This is a genomic window from Cupriavidus pampae, assembly GCF_914271485.1.
In the GTDB taxonomy this organism is placed as follows: Bacteria; Pseudomonadota; Gammaproteobacteria; order Burkholderiales; family Burkholderiaceae; genus Cupriavidus; species Cupriavidus pampae.
In genome coordinates, this window is sequence record NZ_CAJZAG010000006.1 from 309336 (window position 1) to 327802 (window position 18467).

General features: G+C 65.2%; 18 protein-coding genes and 1 pseudogene. 12 read left to right on the forward strand and 7 right to left on the reverse strand.

The features are described 5' to 3' along the window. The first annotated feature begins 63 nt into the window (after nucleotides 1–63). The 4 genes from LDO41_RS16760 (at nucleotide 64) to LDO41_RS16775 (ending at nucleotide 4824) form a co-directional block, all read left to right on the forward strand. Complete coding sequence (locus LDO41_RS16760; protein WP_223990154.1) at nucleotides 64–1554, forward strand: MDR family MFS transporter; 1491 nt, start codon at nucleotides 64–66, stop codon at nucleotides 1552–1554. A gap of 103 nt (nucleotides 1555–1657) precedes the next feature. Further along, complete coding sequence (locus LDO41_RS16765; protein ID WP_223990156.1) at nucleotides 1658–2275, forward strand: glutathione peroxidase; 618 nt, start codon at nucleotides 1658–1660, stop codon at nucleotides 2273–2275. A 65-nt stretch (nucleotides 2276–2340) separates the two neighbouring features. Continuing rightward, entirely contained in the window at nucleotides 2341–3189 is an 849-nt protein-coding gene (locus LDO41_RS16770) for a fumarylacetoacetate hydrolase family protein (protein WP_223990158.1), read from the forward strand. Nucleotides 3190–3543: 354 nt separating this feature from the next. Beyond that, entirely contained in the window at nucleotides 3544–4824 is a 1281-nt protein-coding gene (locus tag LDO41_RS16775) for a M20 aminoacylase family protein (RefSeq protein ID WP_223990160.1), read from the forward strand. Between the two features lie 9 nt (nucleotides 4825–4833). On the opposite strand, the gene LDO41_RS16780 is transcribed toward LDO41_RS16775, so the two are convergent. Further along, on the reverse strand, nucleotides 4834–5688 hold the full coding sequence (locus LDO41_RS16780; RefSeq protein WP_223990162.1) for an AraC family transcriptional regulator: 855 nt from the start codon (nucleotides 5686–5688) through the stop codon (nucleotides 4834–4836). A 129-nt stretch (nucleotides 5689–5817) separates the two neighbouring features. On the opposite strand from LDO41_RS16780, the gene LDO41_RS16785 reads away from it, so the two are divergent. Next, on the forward strand, nucleotides 5818–7041 hold the full coding sequence (locus LDO41_RS16785) for an MFS transporter (protein ID WP_223990164.1): 1224 nt from the start codon (nucleotides 5818–5820) through the stop codon (nucleotides 7039–7041). A gap of 85 nt (nucleotides 7042–7126) precedes the next feature. On the opposite strand, the gene LDO41_RS16790 is transcribed toward LDO41_RS16785, so the two are convergent. After that, on the reverse strand, nucleotides 7127–8407 hold the full coding sequence (locus LDO41_RS16790) for a M20/M25/M40 family metallo-hydrolase (protein ID WP_223990480.1): 1281 nt from the start codon (nucleotides 8405–8407) through the stop codon (nucleotides 7127–7129). A 200-nt stretch (nucleotides 8408–8607) separates the two neighbouring features. On the opposite strand from LDO41_RS16790, the gene LDO41_RS16795 reads away from it, so the two are divergent. Together LDO41_RS16795 and LDO41_RS16800 are read left to right on the forward strand one after the other, a co-directional pair. Further along, nucleotides 8608–8898, forward strand: a complete 291-nt coding sequence (locus LDO41_RS16795) for a hypothetical protein (protein ID WP_223990166.1) — start codon at nucleotides 8608–8610, stop codon at nucleotides 8896–8898. A 44-nt stretch (nucleotides 8899–8942) separates the two neighbouring features. Further along, a complete protein-coding gene (locus LDO41_RS16800; protein WP_223990168.1) occupies nucleotides 8943–9935 on the forward strand; it encodes a Bug family tripartite tricarboxylate transporter substrate binding protein in 993 nt (330 codons plus the stop codon). Between the two features lie 23 nt (nucleotides 9936–9958). Here LDO41_RS16800 and LDO41_RS16805 read toward each other — a convergent pair whose 3' ends face one another. Next, a complete protein-coding gene (locus LDO41_RS16805) occupies nucleotides 9959–10675 on the reverse strand; it encodes a response regulator transcription factor (protein WP_223990170.1) in 717 nt (238 codons plus the stop codon). Between the two features lie 173 nt (nucleotides 10676–10848). Between LDO41_RS16805 and LDO41_RS16810 the strand changes: the two genes are divergently transcribed. Then, nucleotides 10849–11688 (forward strand): response regulator transcription factor, encoded by an 840-nt coding sequence (locus LDO41_RS16810; protein WP_223990172.1) that lies wholly within the window; start codon nucleotides 10849–10851, stop codon nucleotides 11686–11688. 26 nt (nucleotides 11689–11714) lie between these two features. On the opposite strand, the gene LDO41_RS16815 is transcribed toward LDO41_RS16810, so the two are convergent. The 4 genes from LDO41_RS16815 to minC all read right to left on the reverse strand — a co-directional run bounded on the left by LDO41_RS16815 (nucleotide 11715) and on the right by minC (nucleotide 15147). Then, entirely contained in the window at nucleotides 11715–12791 is a 1077-nt protein-coding gene (locus LDO41_RS16815; RefSeq protein WP_223990174.1) for a porin, read from the reverse strand. 410 nt (nucleotides 12792–13201) lie between these two features. After that, complete coding sequence (minE, locus tag LDO41_RS16820) at nucleotides 13202–13456, reverse strand: cell division topological specificity factor MinE (RefSeq protein ID WP_223990176.1); 255 nt, start codon at nucleotides 13454–13456, stop codon at nucleotides 13202–13204. Between the two features lie 13 nt (nucleotides 13457–13469). After that, nucleotides 13470–14282: a septum site-determining protein MinD gene (gene minD, locus LDO41_RS16825; protein ID WP_223990178.1), complete on the reverse strand. Its 813-nt coding sequence runs from the start codon at nucleotides 14280–14282 to the stop codon at nucleotides 13470–13472. A 52-nt stretch (nucleotides 14283–14334) separates the two neighbouring features. After that, nucleotides 14335–15147, reverse strand: a complete 813-nt coding sequence (gene minC, locus LDO41_RS16830; protein ID WP_223990180.1) for a septum site-determining protein MinC — start codon at nucleotides 15145–15147, stop codon at nucleotides 14335–14337. Between the two features lie 176 nt (nucleotides 15148–15323). Between minC and LDO41_RS16835 the strand changes: the two genes are divergently transcribed. The 4 genes and pseudogenes from LDO41_RS16835 to kdpA all read left to right on the forward strand — a co-directional run. Further along, nucleotides 15324–16295 (forward strand): magnesium and cobalt transport protein CorA, encoded by a 972-nt coding sequence (locus LDO41_RS16835; RefSeq protein WP_223990182.1) that lies wholly within the window; start codon nucleotides 15324–15326, stop codon nucleotides 16293–16295. Nucleotides 16296–16424: 129 nt separating this feature from the next. Next, the gene (locus LDO41_RS16840; RefSeq protein WP_191002154.1) at nucleotides 16425–16562 is read left to right on the forward strand and encodes a hypothetical protein; all 138 of its coding nucleotides are present in this window, start codon (nucleotides 16425–16427) and stop codon (nucleotides 16560–16562) included. Continuing rightward, nucleotides 16562–16651: a K(+)-transporting ATPase subunit F gene (gene kdpF / locus LDO41_RS16845; RefSeq protein ID WP_109582419.1), complete on the forward strand. Its 90-nt coding sequence runs from the start codon at nucleotides 16562–16564 to the stop codon at nucleotides 16649–16651. Before LDO41_RS16840 ends, kdpF begins: the two co-directional genes overlap by 1 nt. Beyond that, nucleotides 16651–18459 (forward strand): annotated as a pseudogene (gene kdpA / locus LDO41_RS16850) (potassium-transporting ATPase subunit KdpA); the annotation flags it as partial. The gene kdpF and the pseudogene kdpA, both read left to right, overlap by 1 nt. Between the last annotated feature and the right edge of the window lie 8 nt (nucleotides 18460–18467).

An 18467-nucleotide genomic window follows, 5' to 3' on the forward strand; every position in this document is an offset into this window, starting at 1 on the left:
GGCATCTCATCCCCACCGCATTCCCCCTCAGTTCAGGATCCGGCACTCGACCATCGCGCGATCATGCGTGTGATCGGCGGCATCGTGCTGTGCATTCTGCTGGCGGCGCTCGACCAGACCGTGGTGATCCCGGCCGTACCTGCGATCGCCAACGACCTGAACGGATTTGGGCATCTGTCGTGGATCGTCACCGCGTACCTGATCGTCTCGACCGTCACCACGCCGCTCTACGGCAAGCTGTCCGACAGTTTCGGGCGACGCCGGCTGCTGATGGTGGCGATCTCGCTGTTCGTCGCGGCGTCGGTCGCGTGCGCGCTGGCGCAATCGCTGTCGCAGCTGATTCTGTTCCGGGCGCTGCAGGGCGTGGGCGGCGGCGGGCTGATGTCGCTCGCCCAGGCGGCCATCGCCGACGTGGTGGCGCCGCGCCAGCGCGGGCGTTATCAGGGCTACCTGGCCATGGTATGGGCGATGGCGTCGATCGCGGGTCCGCTCGTCGGTGGCTGGGTCTCGGACCATATGTCGTGGCGCTGGCTGTTCTGGATCAACGTGCCGCTCGGCGCGCTGGCGATGACCATGTGCTATCGCGGGCTGGCGCACCTGCGTCCGCGTGGCGGCAAGCCGAAGGTGGACTGGCTTGGCGCGCTGCTGCTGGCGGTGGCGATCGTCGCGTTCCTGCTGGCGATGAGCTGGGCTGGCGACGCCTTCGACTGGATCTCGCCCGAAATGGGCGCGCTGCTGATGGTCACCGCGATCGCGCTGGCGCTGCTCGCCTGGCAGGAACATCGCGCGCCGGACCCGATGCTCGCACCGCGGCTGTTCCACAACCGCGCGTACGTGATGGGCGTGGGCGCGTCGGCGATGTCCGCGCTCAATATCTTCCTGTGCATCTTCGCGCTGCCGCTGCTGTTCCAATTGGTACGCGGCGCCGATGCGTCGATGTCGGGCCTGCTCGTGGTGCCGTTCCTGCTGTCTACCGTGGCCGGCAACCTCGTGGTGGCCTGGCTGGCCCCGCGCGTCGGCCGCATGCGCGACATCCTGAGTGGCGGGTATGTGGCCGCGGCGATCGGCCTGATCGCACTGGCGGCGGCGACGCCGGCCGTGCCGACCGTGATGGTGCTGCTTGCCATGTCGATCGCGGGCATTGGCCTGGGGATGACGATGGTCGGCACGCTGATTGGCGTGCAGAACGCGCTCGAGCGTCGTGACATGGGGTCGGGCACGGGCGCGTTGCTGGTGATCCGCTCGCTCGGCAGCGCCATCGGCGGCGCGCTGGCCGGCACGCTGCTCGCGCTGCAATTCCGTGCGGCGATGACGAAGGCGGGCATTACCGAGTCGCTCGACCTCGGCGCGCTGCGCCATGGCAGCGAGGCGATGGCGCACCTGTCGCCGGCCGCGCATCAGGCGCTGGCGGGCGGGGTGGAGTCGGGTTTCCACCTGATTTTCGCGGCCGGCGCGGTCGCGGCGATCGTCGCGCTCGTGATCGTGCGCCGCATGCCGGACCTGGAGCTGCGCGGCAGCGTGACCGAACACGCGAAGACCGCGATGATGGACTGAAACGCTCGCCATGCACCGCCCGCGCACAACCGGCGCGGGAATAGCGCAGTAACGGCTCAGGAGCATTAAACTTGGCGGCGATCCCGAACCGGAGACACCCGTCATGATCCGTCCGCTTTCCGCCACGCTGTCCACCGCTGCCGCCCTGGCGGCCGTCGCCGCCATGGCTGCCCTCCCTGCCGCGTACGCGGCCGACAAGCCTGCAACTAACGCCGCCGCGCCTGCCGCCGCGGCCGGCGCATGCCCGGCGTCGCTGAACTTCAAGTTCCCGCGCCTGCAGGACGAGTCCCCGCAGAATCTCTGCCAATACGCGGGCAAGGTCGTGCTGGTGGTCAATACCGCCAGCTATTGCGGCTTTACGCCCCAGTATGAAGGCCTCGAGCAGCTCTACTCGAAGTATCGCGAGCGTGGCCTCGTGGTGCTTGGCTTCCCGTCCAACGACTTCTCGCAGGAGCCGGGCTCGGAGAAGGAGATTTCCGACTTCTGCTACAACACGTATGGCGTCAAGTTCCCGATGCTGGGCAAGTCGCACGTGCGCGGTGGCGACGCCAATCCGATGTACGCGTTGCTGGCCAAGGAGACCGGCACCACGCCGAAGTGGAACTTCTACAAGTATCTGATCGACCGGAACGGGCAGGTGGTCGGCAGCTATGGCAGCACCACGAAGCCTGACGACAAGCAGCTCGTCGGCAGGATCGAGCAACTTCTGGGCACGCGCTGAAGCCTGGCCCCGCGCCGGCCCGTCATTTCTTTGTCTGTCCCTCTGACCATCGCAAAAGGAAAACAATGAAGCTCGTACGTGTTGGGAATCCCGGTGCCGAGCGCCCGGGCCTCGTCGACCGCGACGGCCGCGTCCGCGACCTGTCGGGCGTGATTGGAGACATCGGCCCGCAGGAACTCTCGCCGGCCGCCCTGAAGAAGCTGGCCGCGCTCGATCCCGCGAGCCTGCCGCTGGTGGACAGCCAGCGCCACGGTGTGCCCTGGACCGGGATCGGCAAGATCATCGCGATCGGGCTCAACTACGCGGATCACGCGGCCGAGGCGGGCATGGCGCTGCCGGCGGAGCCGATCGTGTTCCTGAAGGCGACCACCTCGCTGAATGGCCCCGACGATCCCGTGATGCTGCCGTTCGGCTCGGAGAAGAGCGACTGGGAAGTGGAGCTCGGCGTGGTCATCGGCACGACGGCGCGCAACGTGTCGCGCGAATCCGCGCTGGACCACGTGGCCGGATACTGCGTCGTCAACGACGTGTCCGAACGCGAGTTTCAACTCGAGCGGGGCGGCACCTGGGACAAGGGCAAGGGTTGCGACACGTTCTGCCCGGTGGGCCCGTGGCTCGTCACGCGCGACGAGGTGGCCGATCCGCAGAAGCTGGCGATGTGGCTCGACGTGAACGGCGAGCGCCTGCAGAAGGGTTCTACCGCGACGATGGTGTTCGACGTGGCCACCGTGGTCAGCTACGTCAGCCGCTATATGACGCTGATGCCCGGCGACCTGATCGCCACCGGTACGCCGCCCGGCGTCGGCATGGGCTTCAAGCCACCGCGTTACCTGAACGCCGGCGACACGATGCGCCTGCATATCGAGGGACTCGGCGTGCAGACCCAGCTCGTCGTGCCATACGGTGATCGCTGAGCGCGATCGCTAAAGCAGCGGAGATCCGGGCGCGCTGACGCGTGCCCGGAATTTGGGGAAGCATGGGGGCACGAGAGGGTGGATGAGGGGGGCGGGGGCCCACGCTCATGCCGTCGGGTCTGTCGGACATGCACCGATATGGTGGGGCGAAATCTCTGTCAACGAGGTTCCCTGCTGAAACGTCTTCATACAAAGCGTCGCGATTGCTTGCAAAGCGTTCCGTGCGGGCAACAGTTTTCAGGCGTTTTGGGGCGCATGCGCACGAAAACCGCAATCAGGGTTTTACATGCGGATTTCGCGTGACACACTGAATCCAACGCTGTCACGAAAGCGCACCAATCGAGAGCCCCCGCCATGTCAGAGCACGCACCTGAAATCGAATCGATATTGAAGACCGTCGAAGCTGATGTCGACGCTGCCGACGGTCAAAAGCCCGATCGCCACTTCATTCCCACGCGCCATTTCTGCACGCTGGACGACACGCTCGACAGCCGCGCCGAACTGCAGGACATCCGGCGACATATCCACCAGCATCCCGAACTCGCGTTCAACGAGATCCACACCGCGGAACTCGTGGCGAGCCGTCTCGAGGGATGGGGCTACGAGGTGACTCGTGGCGTCGGCGGTACCGGGGTGGTCGGCACGCTGAGGCACGGCACGAGCCGTCGCAGCGTCGGCATTCGCGCCGACATGGATGCGTTGCCGATCCACGAACGCTCGGGACTGCCTTATGCCAGCGTGCACGAAGGCAAGATGCACGCATGCGGCCATGACGGCCACACCACGGTGTTGCTGGGCGCCGCGCGGCAACTGGCGCGCACGCGCCATTTCGACGGCACGATTCATCTGATCTTCCAGCCGGCCGAGGAAATCGGCTCGGGTGGCGGTGCCGAACGCATGCTCGCCGATGGCCTGTTCGAACGATTCCCATGCGATGCCATCTTCGGCCTGCATAACCACCCTGGCGTGGCGGCGGGCACGTTCATGTTCCGCGCGGGCCCGTTCATGGCCGCGTGCGACACGGTGGCGATCACGATCCGCGGCAAGGGGGGCCATGCCGCGCGTCCGCACCAGTCGATCGATCCGATCCTCGTGGCAGGTAGCCTCGTGATGGCGCTGCAATCGGTGGTGGCGCGCAACGTCGATCCGAATGAGACGGCGGTGGTGACCATCGGCACGCTGCACGCCGGTCACGCGCCGAACGTGATTCCGGACAGCGCGCGCATGGAGATCAGCGTGCGCTCGTTCAGCGCGGAGGTGAGGGCGTCGATGGAGGCGCGCATCCGCCAGTTGGCCACCGCGCACGCGGAAGGCTATGGCGCGACGGTCGAGATCGACTACGTGCGCGGTTATCCGGTGCTGGTGAACAGCGAGCGCGAGACCGCGTTCGCGCAGCAGGTGGCCGAGGAGCTCGTGGGTGCCGAGCGCACGGTGGGCAATTTCCATCGCATCGCGGGCAGCGAGGACTTCGCGTACTTCCTGCAGCAGCGCCCCGGCTGCTTTGTGCGCATGGGTAACGGCGCCAATCAGCCGCTGCTGCATAACGCGGGCTACGACTTCAACGACGAGAATCTGACCGTCGGCGCAGCGTACTGGACGCGACTGGCCGAGCGTTATCTGTCGGACGAGTTCTAAACCAGGGCACTAACGAAAGAACGCGCTCGGCGGCATGCCGAACTGCCGTTTGAACATCGTCGCAAAGGCGCTCGGACTGTCGTAGCCGAGGTCCAGCGCCACATCCACCACCTTCTCGCCCGCGGCCAGCTTCTCCAGCGCCGCGAGCAGTCGCGCCTGCTGGCGCCATTGCCCGAACGTCATGCCGGTATCGCGCGCGAATCTGCGCTGGATGGTCTTGGGATCGAGCCCGAGCCGCGCGCCCCAATCCACGAGCGTGAGGTCCGAATCGGGTGTTTCCACGATCTCCTCGCAGATTTCGCGCAGGCCTGCGTCGTCCGGACGCGGCAGATGCAGCGGCAGCGTGGGCACGCGCAACACCTCATCGAGCAGCAGACGCATCAGGCGTCCATCGCGCGAGTCGTCGGCGTAGGGCAGCGGGATATCGATGGCCGCGAGAATCAGTTCGCGCAGCAGCGGCGAGATGCCGAGCACTGTGCATTGCGTAAGCAGATCCGAGGCGGCATCGGGACGGATATAGGCGGTCCGCATCTGCACGCGGCTGGCCATGCGGATCCAGTGGGTGGTATTGCCCGGCATCCACATGCCGCGCGTCGGTGGCACCAGCCACTGCCCCTGCGCCGTATTGACGACCATGACGCCGTGTACCGCGTGGACCAGTTGAGCATGGGGGTGCTGGTGCGGCTTGGTCACGTGGCCATGCGGGTAGTCGGCCGCCATGGCAGTGACGGGCATCGGGCTGCGGTCGAACTTCAGGTAGGTGGGCGAGGGCGCGTGGGAGTCCGCGCGCGGCGCGGCGGGGCGATCGGCGTGGTCTCCCGGTATCTCGAACGCCGCGTGGTGGACTCGTTTAGCTGTCGGCATGTCCTTTTCTCCAAGGTCGCGACCTTATTCTCGCAGGACAGGCGTCGTTTTGCCATTTACGATGCCCGCACAGTAGGAAAAAGTTCCCTGAGATTCCAAGAGACAACCGGGCCAATGTGCCCCCGCACCATGACTATCACCGTGAACACCGCCCAGGCCCCCGCCGGCGCGGCGCAGCAGAAAGAGGAGGGCACGCGCTTCCGTGTGCTGTACGCGATCAGCTTCGCGCACTTCCTCAACGACATGATCCAGTCGCTGATCCTGGCGATCTACCCGATGCTCAAGGGCGGCTTCAACCTGAGCTTCACGCAGATCGGCCTGCTCACGCTGACTTACCAGATCACCGCGTCGCTGCTGCAGCCGATCGTCGGGCTATACACCGACAAGCATCCGAAGCCGCATTCGCTGGCCATCGGCATGGGCTTTACGCTGGGCGGCCTGCTGCTGCTGTCGGTGGCGCCGACCTACGGCGTGCTGCTGGTGGCCGCCGCGCTGGTGGGTACGGGTTCGTCGATCTTCCACCCGGAGTCGTCGCGCGTGGCGCGCCTGGCCTCGGGCGGCAAGCATGGCCTGGCGCAGTCGATCTTCCAGGTGGGTGGCAATGGCGGTAGCGCGATGGGACCGCTGCTGGCCGCGTGGATCGTCCATACGCAGGGCAATCTGGCGTGGTTCTCGGTGGCGGCGGTGCTGGCCATCGCCGTGCTGTGGCAGATCGGTGGCTGGTACGGGCGCCATCTGGCCGAGCGCGCGGGCAAGAAGAAGGCCGCCGCTGCGGTGCCCAAGCTGCCGACCTCGACGGTCGTGCGCGCGATCGCGGTGCTACTGCTGCTGATCTTCTCCAAGTACTTCTACATGGCGAGCCTGAACACGTACTACACGTTCTATCTGATGGAGAAGTTCGGGCTCACGCGCCAGTCGTCGCAGGTGTATCTGTTCCTGTTCCTGTTCGCGGTGGCCGCGGGCACGATCCTCGGCGGCCCGATTGGTGACCGCGTGGGCCGCAAGCAGGTGATCTGGGCGTCGATCCTCGGTGTGGCGCCGTTCACGCTGATGCTGCCGCATGCCAATCTGTTCTGGACCGGCATACTGTCGGTGGTCATCGGCTTTATCCTGGCTTCGGCGTTCTCGGCGATCCTGGTGTTCGCGCAGGAACTGATCCCCGGCAAGGTGGGCATGGTGTCGGGTCTGTTCTTCGGCTTTGCGTTCGGCATGGGCGGCATTGGCGCCGCGGTGCTGGGCAGCTTTGCCGACACGCATGGCATCACTGCCGTGTACCGCATCTGCGCGTATCTGCCGCTGCTGGGTTTGCTGGCGGTGTTCCTGCCGGACCTGCGCAAGCGCGCATTGGCCTGATCGGCTTTGCGGCATTGGCGTCCTCCCCGCGGGAGAGGACGCCGTACTTCCTTCCTTCCTTCCTTCCCTGCCTTACTACCCCGTCTTACTTCGCGGCCTTGTCCTGCGAGACGTCCATGATCATGCGCGTCAGCAGGTACAGCCGCGGCGTGACCGAGTTCAGGTCCACATACTCCGCATCGTTCGAATGCGCGCCAAAGCCGCGCAGGCCGAAGCGTTCGATCACGGGCGCCTTGGTCCCGGCCGCGGCGAACGCGGCATCGGTGCCGCCGCCCTCGGCGGTGTCGTACACGGCCAGCTTCTCACCGATCTCCGCATAGATGCCCTGGGCGTGCGCGGCCAGCGCGCGCGCGGCCGGCGTGACCTCGAGCGGCGGACGGCGGCGCTCGAACTTGACCTCGACCTTGGTATCGGAAATCAGCTTCTTCTGGACTCGCTCCTGCAGCGTCTTCTCGAGGCCGTCGTAGTCGGCGGTGCGCAGCACGCGCACGTCGGCCTGTGCCGTGGCCACGGCGGGAATCACGTTGCGGTTGGTACCTGCATTGGCGAGCGTCCAGTTGACCTTGAGGCCAGTGTCCGGATTCGACAGGTCGCGCATCTGCAGCACCTGATGCGCCATCTCGTAGAACGCGTTGCGGCCGAGTTCGGGCGAGCTGCCCGCATGCGACGACTTGCCATCGACCTTGAGCGCGATGGCGCCGATGCCGCTGGTCGCCAGCGACAGACGGTCGCCGCTGATGCGCGTGGCCTCGCACGAGAACACCGCGTCCTGCTCCGCGCCGAGCTTCGTCATGGTCGCGCGCGCGCCCGGCGAGCTGATTTCCTCATCGCCGTTGATCAGCACCGTGAGCGTGCCGTAATCCTTGAAGTTCATCTTCTGGAGGATCGCCACGGTATGGAGGATCACCGCGATGCCGTTCTTGTCATCGGCGATGCCGAGGCCGTAGGCGCGGTCGCCATCCACGCGGAACGGCTGCTGCGCGAGCATGCCACGCAGATAGACGGTGTCCATGTGGGCGATCAGCATGATCTTGCGCTTGCCGGTGCCCTTGAATTGCGCCAGCACCATCTTGCCGACCTTCTCGGGCGTGTCCTCCATGCGATAGACCTCGGTCGGCTCGACCAGCTTCGCATCGCCGCCGAGCGCGGCCAGGCGATCGCGGATGAGGTTGGCGATGCGGTCGAGGCCTTCGATGTCCTTGCTGCCCGATTCGATCGAGACGAGATCCTTCATCGTGTTGATCAGCGCGGGCTTCTCCTGCTGGGCGAGCTGGTACGCGGGCTCGACCGGGGCTGCGTGGGCCGAGGCGGCCGCAGCAGCCAGGGCGAGTACGGTGAGGCAGGACAGGGGGTGGTGTCGTCGCATGGCGGGCATGTAAAAGAAGCTCCTTTTGTTATCGGTGTGTGTGTGACGCGAGGAAGCCAAAATCTTGGCGATGCGGGCGCGCCGCGTAAAGTGTTTTTTGTGCATTCCTCTGGGATAGGAAAGCGAGGATTGGTCACTGTCGCGCGGGCGCCGCAGACAATCCTCGATGCAGGCATGCGTTTTGCGGCATCATTGCGGTCATGAAGTCCGCCGTATCCCCGTCTTCCCCCGCCCCCGGGCGTCCCGCATGCGCGCATTGCCGCGCGCTCGCCGCCGATTCGCGCCGACGCGAGCCGCATGCCTGCCTGGCCCTGCGCAACACGGCGCCGCTGGTCAGCCAGAGCGCCGCGGGCGTGCCGTACAGCATGATGTCGTTCACCTGCCGCGAGTGCGGAACGTCGTGGCGGCTCTATGATCGTGCGAACGAACTGTTCGTCTCGTGGGTCCCCGAGCACCCGCTGGATGCCGCCGCGCCCACCGATGGTGCGTGATCCGCGCTGTTTTTAAACCTTTGCTGACCGTTCTGCCCATCACCATGGCTTCTTCCTCTCGCATGCCGATTCTCGCGGCCCTCGCTCTGGCCGGCGCTGCCAGTCTGACCGCAACGACCGTTGCCCAGGCCGCCGACGCCTACCCGAGCAAACCGATCCGTCTGATCGTCGCCTATCCGACCGGCGGTATCAGCGATACCGTGGCGCGCGCGCTGGCCGATCGTCTTTCCGCGCAGATGGGTGCATCGGTGGTGGTGGAGAATCGCGCGGGCGCGGGCGGCAGCATCGGCATCGATGCGGTCGCGAAGGCGGCGCCCGATGGCTACACGATCGGCTTCGCCTCGACGAGCCCGGTAACGCTCAACCCGCATGTGGGCCGCGTCAACTACGATCCCCAGCACGACATCGCTCCGGTGATGAGCGTGATGTATTCCCCGGTGCTGGTGATTGCCACCCAGAGTTTCACGGGGCAGTCGTTCCAGGACCTGATTACGCAGTCGCGCGCCAAGCCGGGCTCGGTGCGCTGGGCCACGTCGGGCCTCGGCACCGTCGGGCACGTGATGCTGGAACAGGTGAAGGCGAAGTCGAAGGCCGACGTGACGCTCATCCCATACAAGGGCGGCGGCCAGCAGATGAACGACGCGCTCGGCGGCCAGTTCGAGGTGATGAGCACCAATGCGAGCCCGCAGCTGACCGGGCAAATGCAGGCAGGCAAGCTGCGCGCGATTGCCGTGGGCGCGCCGAAGCGGATCGAGAGCCTGCCGAACGTGCCGACGATGGCCGAGCTCGGGTATCAGAAGGCCAACCTGACGTCGACGTTCGGCGTGTTCGCGCCGGGCAAGACGCCGGCGGCGATCGTCAACCGCCTCAATGCGGAGCTGAACAAGGCGCTGACCTCGCCCGAGGTGCGCGAGCGCCTGCTGCGCGATGGCGAGGTGCCGACCGGTGGTACCGCCGCGCAGTTCGCGGCGGCCATCCACACCGAGTACGACGACAACGCGCGCATCGTCAAGGAAGCGGGCATCAAGGCGGATTGAGACGGCGCCCGCTCGGCCGGGCGCTACACCGCATCGAGGCGGCTGCCGAGGCCGTGGACCGTACGCAGGTCCACGCCGTTGTGCGGCCATAGCTCGAGCTTGCCGCGCACGCGCGACAGATGGCTGTCGATGGTGCGCGCGCCCTCGGCGAGCGCACCCTGCCAGACCTGATCGATCATCAGCCTGCGCGTGACCAGCGCGCCGAGATTGCGGAACAGCAGCAGCGCCAGCGCGAACTCTTTCGGTGCCAGCCGCACGCTGCGATCGCGCAACCAGACGCGGCGGTCGCCCAGGTCGAACCGATAGCGGCCATACACCAGTTCCGGGATGTCGTCGTCGGGCAGGCGGCCCGTATCGCCAGCACGCCGAAATGGCGCAGCCGCGCGTCGTGCCAATGCTTCCAGCCGCGCGACCAGTTCGCGCTCGCGCACCGGTTTGCGCAGGCAGGCATCGGCGCCGTCGGCAAGGCAGGCCACCACTTCGGCCTCTTCATCGGTATCGGACAAGACCATCAGCGGCACGCCGTGGCCGAACGACTGCCGCACGATGCGCACAAGTTCGCGCACGTCCGCATCGGCGTGATCGCAGTCGAGCAGCAGCGCATCGAAGCCCTGATGCCGCAGCGCGTCGATCAGCGCGGTGCCATGGCGGAATCGCATGCAGCGATGCGCGCCGCGACGCAGCGCGCGCTCGAGCTGCATCGCGCGCATCGGATCGTCATCGAGCACTGCAATATCCATGGCAGCGTTCCTTCCGCAATCGTCTGGGCAGGACGTCATGGTAGAAGTCCGCGCCGCGCGCGCGAAGTAAACTTTTGTTGCGGACTGCAGAATGAGCATCGTCTCATTTGCAGCGGCCCCATGGCCGTCTCTAATAACCGCTGGAGCGCCCGAGTGCGCGCACAGAGACGACGATGGGAATTACGATTGCTTCGCTCGAAGACGATCTCGCGGACGCCGCGCTGATCCGCGAGACCGTGGCGACGGCCGGACATGCCTGCACCACCTTCACATGCGGCTGCCAGCTGCTGCGTGCGTTGCGCGCGACCGCCTACGACCTGCTGCTGCTCGAATGGAACGTGCCGGGCGTGTCGGGGCGCGAGGTGCTGGCGTGGGTACGCGCGCATCTGGATCCACGCCTGCCCGTGATGTTCCTGAGCGTGCGCGACGACGAGCTCGATATCGTCGATATGCTAGTGGCCGGCGCGGACGACTATCTGGTCAAGCCAATTCGGCCGGCCGAGCTGGTCGCGCGCATCCAGGCGCTGGCGCGCCGCGCGTATCCGGAAAGCCTGCCCGCCGGCGCCACGGTGGCGCGCGGGTGCTTCGTGTTCGATGGCGCCGCGCGCACGGTCATGCGCGCCGGGCGCGAGGTCACGCTGACGCCGAAGGAGTTCGACCTCGCGATGCTGCTGTTCCGCTACGAGGGCCGCGTGGTATCGCGCGAGCATATGGTGGCCGCCGTATGGGGCCGCGACCTTGCGCCACTGTCACGCACGATCGACACGCATGTCTCGCGCGTGCGCACCAAGCTGCAGCTCGTGGAGTCGCTGGGCGCGCGGCTGGCGCCGGTCTACACGCATGGCTACCGGCTCGAACTGTTCGAGGGCGAGCCACCGCCAAAGCTGCCCCGGCGGCCGCCGCTCGAGGTGTTCGCGCCTGACCGGTTCACGGTGCCAGCGCCGCCATACAGAACGACGGCAAGACGCGCGGCCAATAAAAAAGGCGCCCGAAGGCGCCTTTCCATCAGCTGACAAGCGGATCGTGCGATCCGCGACGATCAGAAGATGTGGCGGATACCAGCGCCAAAGCCGGTCTGGTTGTTCTTGCCCGGCAGATTCGCCTCGGCAGCACCAGTGACCTTGTTGAAGTCCACGGTACCGTAGACCTGCGTGCGCTTCGACAGCGAGTACTCGGCCAGCAGCACGCCCGTGTAACGGTTGCCGCTGGCGTCGTTCACGCCGTACGCGTTCTTGATGTGGTCGCCGTAGAACACACCGGTCACGGCCAGGGCCGGCGTCGCCTGGTAGGTCGCGCCGATGTAGCCGATCATGTCCTGACGCGGGTTCGCGCCATAGTTACGCGTGGCTGCGGGCGGCAGCTTGGAGGGGTTCGGCGAGAAGAAGTTCGCGTCGAGCGTGCCGGTGCTGTCGCGGCCGCCAACATAGCCCAGGAACAGCTTTGCGGGTCCGATGGTGTACTTACCCGCGGCGCCCCACATTTGCTGCTTGTTGCTGTTGATGTCCTTGATTTCCTGATACACACCGCCGAAGCCGAACGGTCCGAACTCATAGGCAGCGCGTGCGCCCCAGTACGAGCTCTTGGTCGTGCTGCCCGGCACTTCGCCGAAGCCGTAGCTGGCGCCGACGCTCAGGCCGCTGAAGGCGCCCGAGTAGCTGACCACGTTGTTGTTACGGAACTGCGTCAGGAAGAACGGCCACGCGTTGTTGTCGTAGTTGCCGATCGTCAGGGGATCGTAGTCGCCGAAGAAGTTAAAGCCTTCGGTGTACTGACGGCCCAGCTTGACGGCACCGAAATCACCCGAGAGACCCACGTAGGCTTGACGACCGAACAGCGAACCGTTCTGGTTGGCACGGCCCGTATCAGGGTCGAAGCCGTTTTCCAGCTGGAAGATTGCCTTCAGGTTGTTACCGAGCGCTTCCGCGCCCTTCAGGCCCCAGCGGCTGTTGGTGATAGCGCCGTTGGTCAGTTGGGTCTGGCTGTGGTTGGCAGCGTCCGCGTTGGTCTGGTAGCGGATGGACTGGTCCACGATCCCGTACAGCGTCACCGACGTCTGGGCGTAGGCGCTGCCCGCGCACAGCGAGCCGATAGCGAGAGTCAGTAGCGATTTCTTCATGGTGCTCCTTTTCTGTCTTGTGGTGTTCGCGGCCGGATCACGGCGCGAATGGTCTACGTTTTCTGTAAACGCCGCGAAAATTTAACAAAAGGCTGAACTTTTCGACATAAAACTGAACTAGAGGCGGCGTTCAGGAAGACATTTGGTGCAAATCCGTTGGTTTGCCGCTACACCCTGTCACACACGCGACTTCATGGTGCGGTGCGGCAAGCGCCAGGACGGTGCACACCGACCCACAACGGGTATGCAGAAAGGGAGCGAGGGGGGAGGTGAGGAGCATGCAGGATCTGCATGTTGCAGTGCCGCAATCCCCACGAAGGTAGGAAGGGTTACTACCGAGCCGGCGCGAATGCGCTCAGGGTTACTACGGAGACGGCGCGAACGCGCCGTCTCGGGGTCATTGCCGCGGGTCAGCCCTGCGGAATTTCGATCTTGATATCGAGCACCTCGAGATTGTCCTGGCGCTCGAGGTTCACGCGCAGATCCTGGTCGCTGATCTTCACATACTTCGAAATCACGGCGACCAGCTCGCGCTGCAGCGCGGGCAGGTAATCGGCGGGCGCCGAATGGCCACTGCGCTCGTGGGCCAGAATGATCTGCAGCCGCTCCTTGGCGACCGAAGCGGATTTCTTCTTTTCCCCCAGCAGGAAGGACAGGATCGACATGGAATAGTCCTCCTTACTTGTTGCCGAAGATGCGCGAGAGCAGTCCCGGCTTCTGATAGTCGGTGAAACGCATGGGCTTGTCCTTGCCGAGGAAGCGGTCCACGACGTCGCCATACGCATCGGCCACGTCGGTGCCTTCCAGGTGGATCGCGGGCGTCCCCTGGTTGGAAGCGTGCAGCACCGCCTCGGATTCCGGGACCACGCCGATCAGTTTGATGCGCAGAATCTCCTGAATATCCTGGAGCGACAACATTTCTCCGCCATGCACGCGCTTCGGGTTGTAACGCGTGATCAGCAAGTGCTCCTTGATAGGCTCGCCTTCGCTCGCGCGCTTGGTCTTGGAGGCCAGGATGCCGAGGATGCGGTCCGAATCACGTACCGACGACACTTCGGGGTTGGTCACCACGAGCGCCTCGTCGGCGAAGTACATCGCCATCAGCGCACCGGTCTCGATGCCGGCCGGCGAGTCGCAGACGATGAACTCGAAGTCCATTTCCTTCAGGTTGTTGATGACCTTTTCCACGCCATCACGCGTCAGGGCATCCTTGTCGCGCGTCTGCGAGGCCGGCAGGATGAACAGGTTTTCGCACTTCTTGTCCTTGATCAGCGCCTGATGGAGGTTCGCTTCGCCCTGGACCACGTTGATCAGGTCGTACACCACGCGGCGTTCGCAACCCATGATCAGGTCGAGGTTGCGCAGGCCCACGTCGAAGTCGATCACGACGGTCTTGTGGCCTCGCAGGGCCAGGCCGGCGGCAAAGCTGGCACTAGTGGTGGTCTTGCCGACGCCTCCCTTGCCGGAGGTCACTACGATGATTTTTGCCATGGCTCTTTGGTCCAGTAAGGGTGCTAGATAGATCGGTCCCGGTCCCCGCGCGTCACTTCATCCGCAGCGGCTCGAGGATCAGTTTTTCGTCGGCCAGGCGAACCTGGGCGGATTTGCCGAGCACATTGGCCGGAAGCGTCTGCTCCGCGGTCCGGTAGATGCCAGCGATGGAAATCAGTTCGGGCTCCAGGCACGTGCAGAAGATGCGAGCGTCGTGGTTGCCCTTGACACCCGCCAGCGCGCGGCCGCGCAGCGGGGCGTAGATATGGATATTGCCTTCCGCGATCACCTCGGCGCCGTAGCTGACGAGGTCGAGAATCACCACGTCGCCCGGCGCATAGACCTGCTGGCCCGAGCGCAGCGGCCGGTCGATCAGCATGGTCGGGACCGCGCGCGCGGTGGCGGCGGCCACGATGCCGGCCACATCCGATACTGTCGCGGCGGCGGGCGCCGGGGCTGGCGCAGCAGCGGGTACGTCCGCAACCGCCTCGGCGGCGTCGGTGGAAGCGTCGGGCACGGGCTCGGCGGCTTCTTCCCGACCACCGCGTCGGCTCTGGCTATCCAGCAGCGGCAAGCCATAGGCTTCCGCCCATTCGCGCTGGTCCGCGCGGGCCACCACGCCAATGGCGCGGGCGCGCAACGTGCCCAGGGTCTCGATCAGCCGGTCGATGCCGACCCGTTCGTCGCCTTCCAGGCGACGCAGGTCCAGCGCGATGACGTCATTGGAGAAGAAATCGGGGGTCGCTTCAAAGCGGGAGAGGAGGTCGTCCCGCAGGGCGTCCGTGTCCGCGGTCTTGAGAGCGAGAAGGAGGGCGTCGACATTGCCACTTCGCAGCTCGAAGCGTGGCGATTTCTTCTGGGACATAGCCGGGTGACCGTGGAAATGCGACATTCTAACGTCGTCTCCGCGGCGAACTGTAACAATTCGCCAGTTGATTGCCGCAGGTGCCCGATGGTCGCCATACCGGGTGTCAGAGTGACGCCGATGCCCGCAGCCCCCTGACTCTTGCTAGGATGCCGCATCCAGAAAAAGGAATACCCATGGGTGCAGTGGTCAATTGCGTGGCCTATCGCAATGGCAAGAAGCTCGGCACGGTCGACGTCGATGCGATTTCCGACGTGCTGGCGGAGGACGACACGTTCGTCTGGCTGGGCCTGCATGAGCCGGACCTCCCGTTGCTGCGCAAGGTACAGCGCGAATTCGGACTGCATGACCTCGCGGTGGAAGACGCGCTCGACGCGCACCAGCGGCCCAAGATCGAGACCTACGGCGATTCGGTCTTTATCGTGCTGAACACCGCGCAGCTGGTGGACGAGGAGGTGGTGGTCGGCGAGACCCATATCTTCGTGGGCCCGCGCTACGTGGTATCGGTGCGCCACGGGGCCAGCAGCACGTACACGCCGGTGCGGGAACGCTGCGAGCAGGACCCGGCGGGGCTTGCGCACGGGCCGGGCTATGTGCTGTACGCGCTGATGGATTTCGTGGTCGATCACTACCTGCCCATCGTCAATCGGCTCGAGGACACGTTCGAGAAGCTCGAGCAGAACATCTTCCGCGACGAGTTCGATCGCGCGGCGCTGGAACGCCTTTATCGGATCAAAAGCCAGGTGCTGCGGCTGCGCAACGCGGTATTTCCGGTGGAGGACATCTGCAGCCAGCTGATTCGCCTGCATGAGAACCTCGTGCCGAAGGAGCTGCGCGCGTACTTCCGCGATATCGAGGACCACGCCAGCCGCGTGGTGCGCACGCTCGACGTGGTGCGCGAAATGCTGACCACCGCGGTGCAGGTCAATCTGGCGCTGGTAACCGTGGCGCAGAACGAGGTGGTCAAGCGCCTTGCGGGCTGGGGCGCGATACTGGCGATTCCGACCGTGGTGTTCAGCCTGTATGGCATGAACTTCGAATGGATGCCCGAGCTCAAATTCCATTACGCCTATCCGATCGTGGTCGGTTTCACCGCCGTGGCCTGCGGCGGCCTCTGGCGCAAGCTGCATCGGGCCGGATGGCTCTGAAATAGGCCCTGCGAGCCCGCCCCGGGCTCGTCTTTATATTTTCTTTACACCCCCCTCCGACCTCTCTACCCCGTTTTTACCCCTCGATCCCTAACCTCCCATTCGTGAATCACTCACGAGGCAGTTGCCATGGACGGGATCTATTTCATCGTGTTGTTAGGGTTTGGCGCGCTCACTGGCGCGCTACTGGCGCTGTGCGCCGCACTGGGCGCACAGCCCCCATCCGAGCCGAACGGGAAGACCGGCGCTGACGAGCGGGGGCGTTGATGAACTGGACCGACCTGCTGAGCGGCGGCCTGGCCGTCGCCATCTTTATCTACCTGCTCGTAGCACTGTTCCGGCCGGAGAAATTCTGATGTCTTCCCATTTGGTATCCGCCCAGTTTCTTGGGCTCCTGGCGCTCTTTCTCGCGATTCTGTTCATCGCGGGACCATTCCTCGGCCGCTATATGCGCCGTGCGATGGAAGAGGGCAACTACAAACTGACGGCATGGGGCCGTCCGCTGGAACGACTGGTCTATCGCATCGGTGGCGTGCGTGCCGACGCCGAGATGGGCTGGAAGCAATACGCCATCGCGCTGATCGTCTTCAATCTGATTGGCGTGATCGCGGTCTACGCGCTGCAGCGCCTGCAGGGCGTGCTGCCGCTGAATCCACAGGGGTTCGGCGCGGTCTCGCCCGATTCGTCGTTCAACACCGCGATCAGCTTCGTTGCCAACACGAACTGGCAGGGCTACGCCGGTGAGTCGACGATGAGCTATCTGACCCAGATGCTCGCGCTGACGGTCCAGAACTTCGTGTCCGCGGCCACCGGTATTGCGGTGGTGTTTGCGCTGATTCGTGGCTTCGCGCGTCATACCGCCCACACCATCGGCAATTTCTGGACCGACATGACGCGCAGCACGCTGTACATCCTGCTGCCGCTGTCGGTGGTGATGGCCGTGGTGCTGGTGGGGCAGGGCGTGATCCAGAACTTCGACGCGTACAAGGATGTGTCGATGGTGACGGAAGTGGAATACACGCAGCCGAAGGTCGATGCCGCGGGCCAGCCCGTGCTCGACAAGGAAGGCAAGCCCGTCATGGAAGCCGCAAAGACCGGCACGCAGCAGCTGGCGATGGGTCCGGTTGCGTCGCAGGAAGCGATCAAGATGCTTGGCACCAACGGTGGCGGCTTCTTCAACGCCAATTCCGCGCATCCGTACGAGAACCCGACGCCGTTCGCGAACCTGATCGAGATGCTCGCGATCTTCCTGATTCCCGCCGCGTTGTGCTTCACGTTTGGCGAGATGGTGCGCGATCGTCGCCAGGGCGTGGCGGTCATCGCGTCGATGACGGTAATCTTCGTCGTCATGGCGCTGGCTGCGATGGCATCCGAGGCCCAGATCACGGCCGCGCTCTCGCAATTGCCGATCGACCACGTGGCGTCCGCGCTGCAGGCCGGCGGCAATATGGAAGGCAAGGAAGTCCGATTCGGCATTTCGGCCAGCGCACTGTTCGCGACCATTACGACCGCGGCTTCGTGCGGCGCCGTCAATGCGATGCACGATTCGTTCACCGCGATCGGCGGCCTCGTGCCGATGCTGCTGATGCAACTGGGCGAAGTGGTGTTCGGCGGTGTGGGTTCCGGCCTGTACGGCATGCTCGTCTACGCGGTGCTGGCGGTGTTCATTGCGGGCCTGATGATCGGCCGCACGCCGGAGTACCTCGGCAAGAAGATCGAGACATACGAGATGAAGATGACTGCGGTGGCCATCCTCGTCACGCCGCTGCTGGTGCTGCTGGGCACCGCGATCGCGGTCATGGCGGATCCGGGCCGCGCGGGCGTGTTCAACCCAGGCACGCACGGTTTCTCCGAAATCCTGTACGCGCTGTCGTCGGCCGCCAACAACAACGGTAGCGCGTTCGCGGGCCTGTCCGCCAACACGCCGTTCTACAACACGCTGCTGGCCGCGGCAATGTGGTTCGGCCGCTTCTGGATCATCGTCCCGGTGCTCGCCATGGCTGGCTCGCTGGCCGCCAAGAAGCGCACGCCGGTGACGGCGGGCACGATGCCCACGCACGGTCCGCTGTTTGTCGTGTTGCTGGTTGGTTCGGTGCTGCTGGTTGGCGCGCTGACCTATGTGCCGGCGCTCGCGCTGGGCCCGGTGGCCGAACAGCTGCAGCCGCTGCAAGC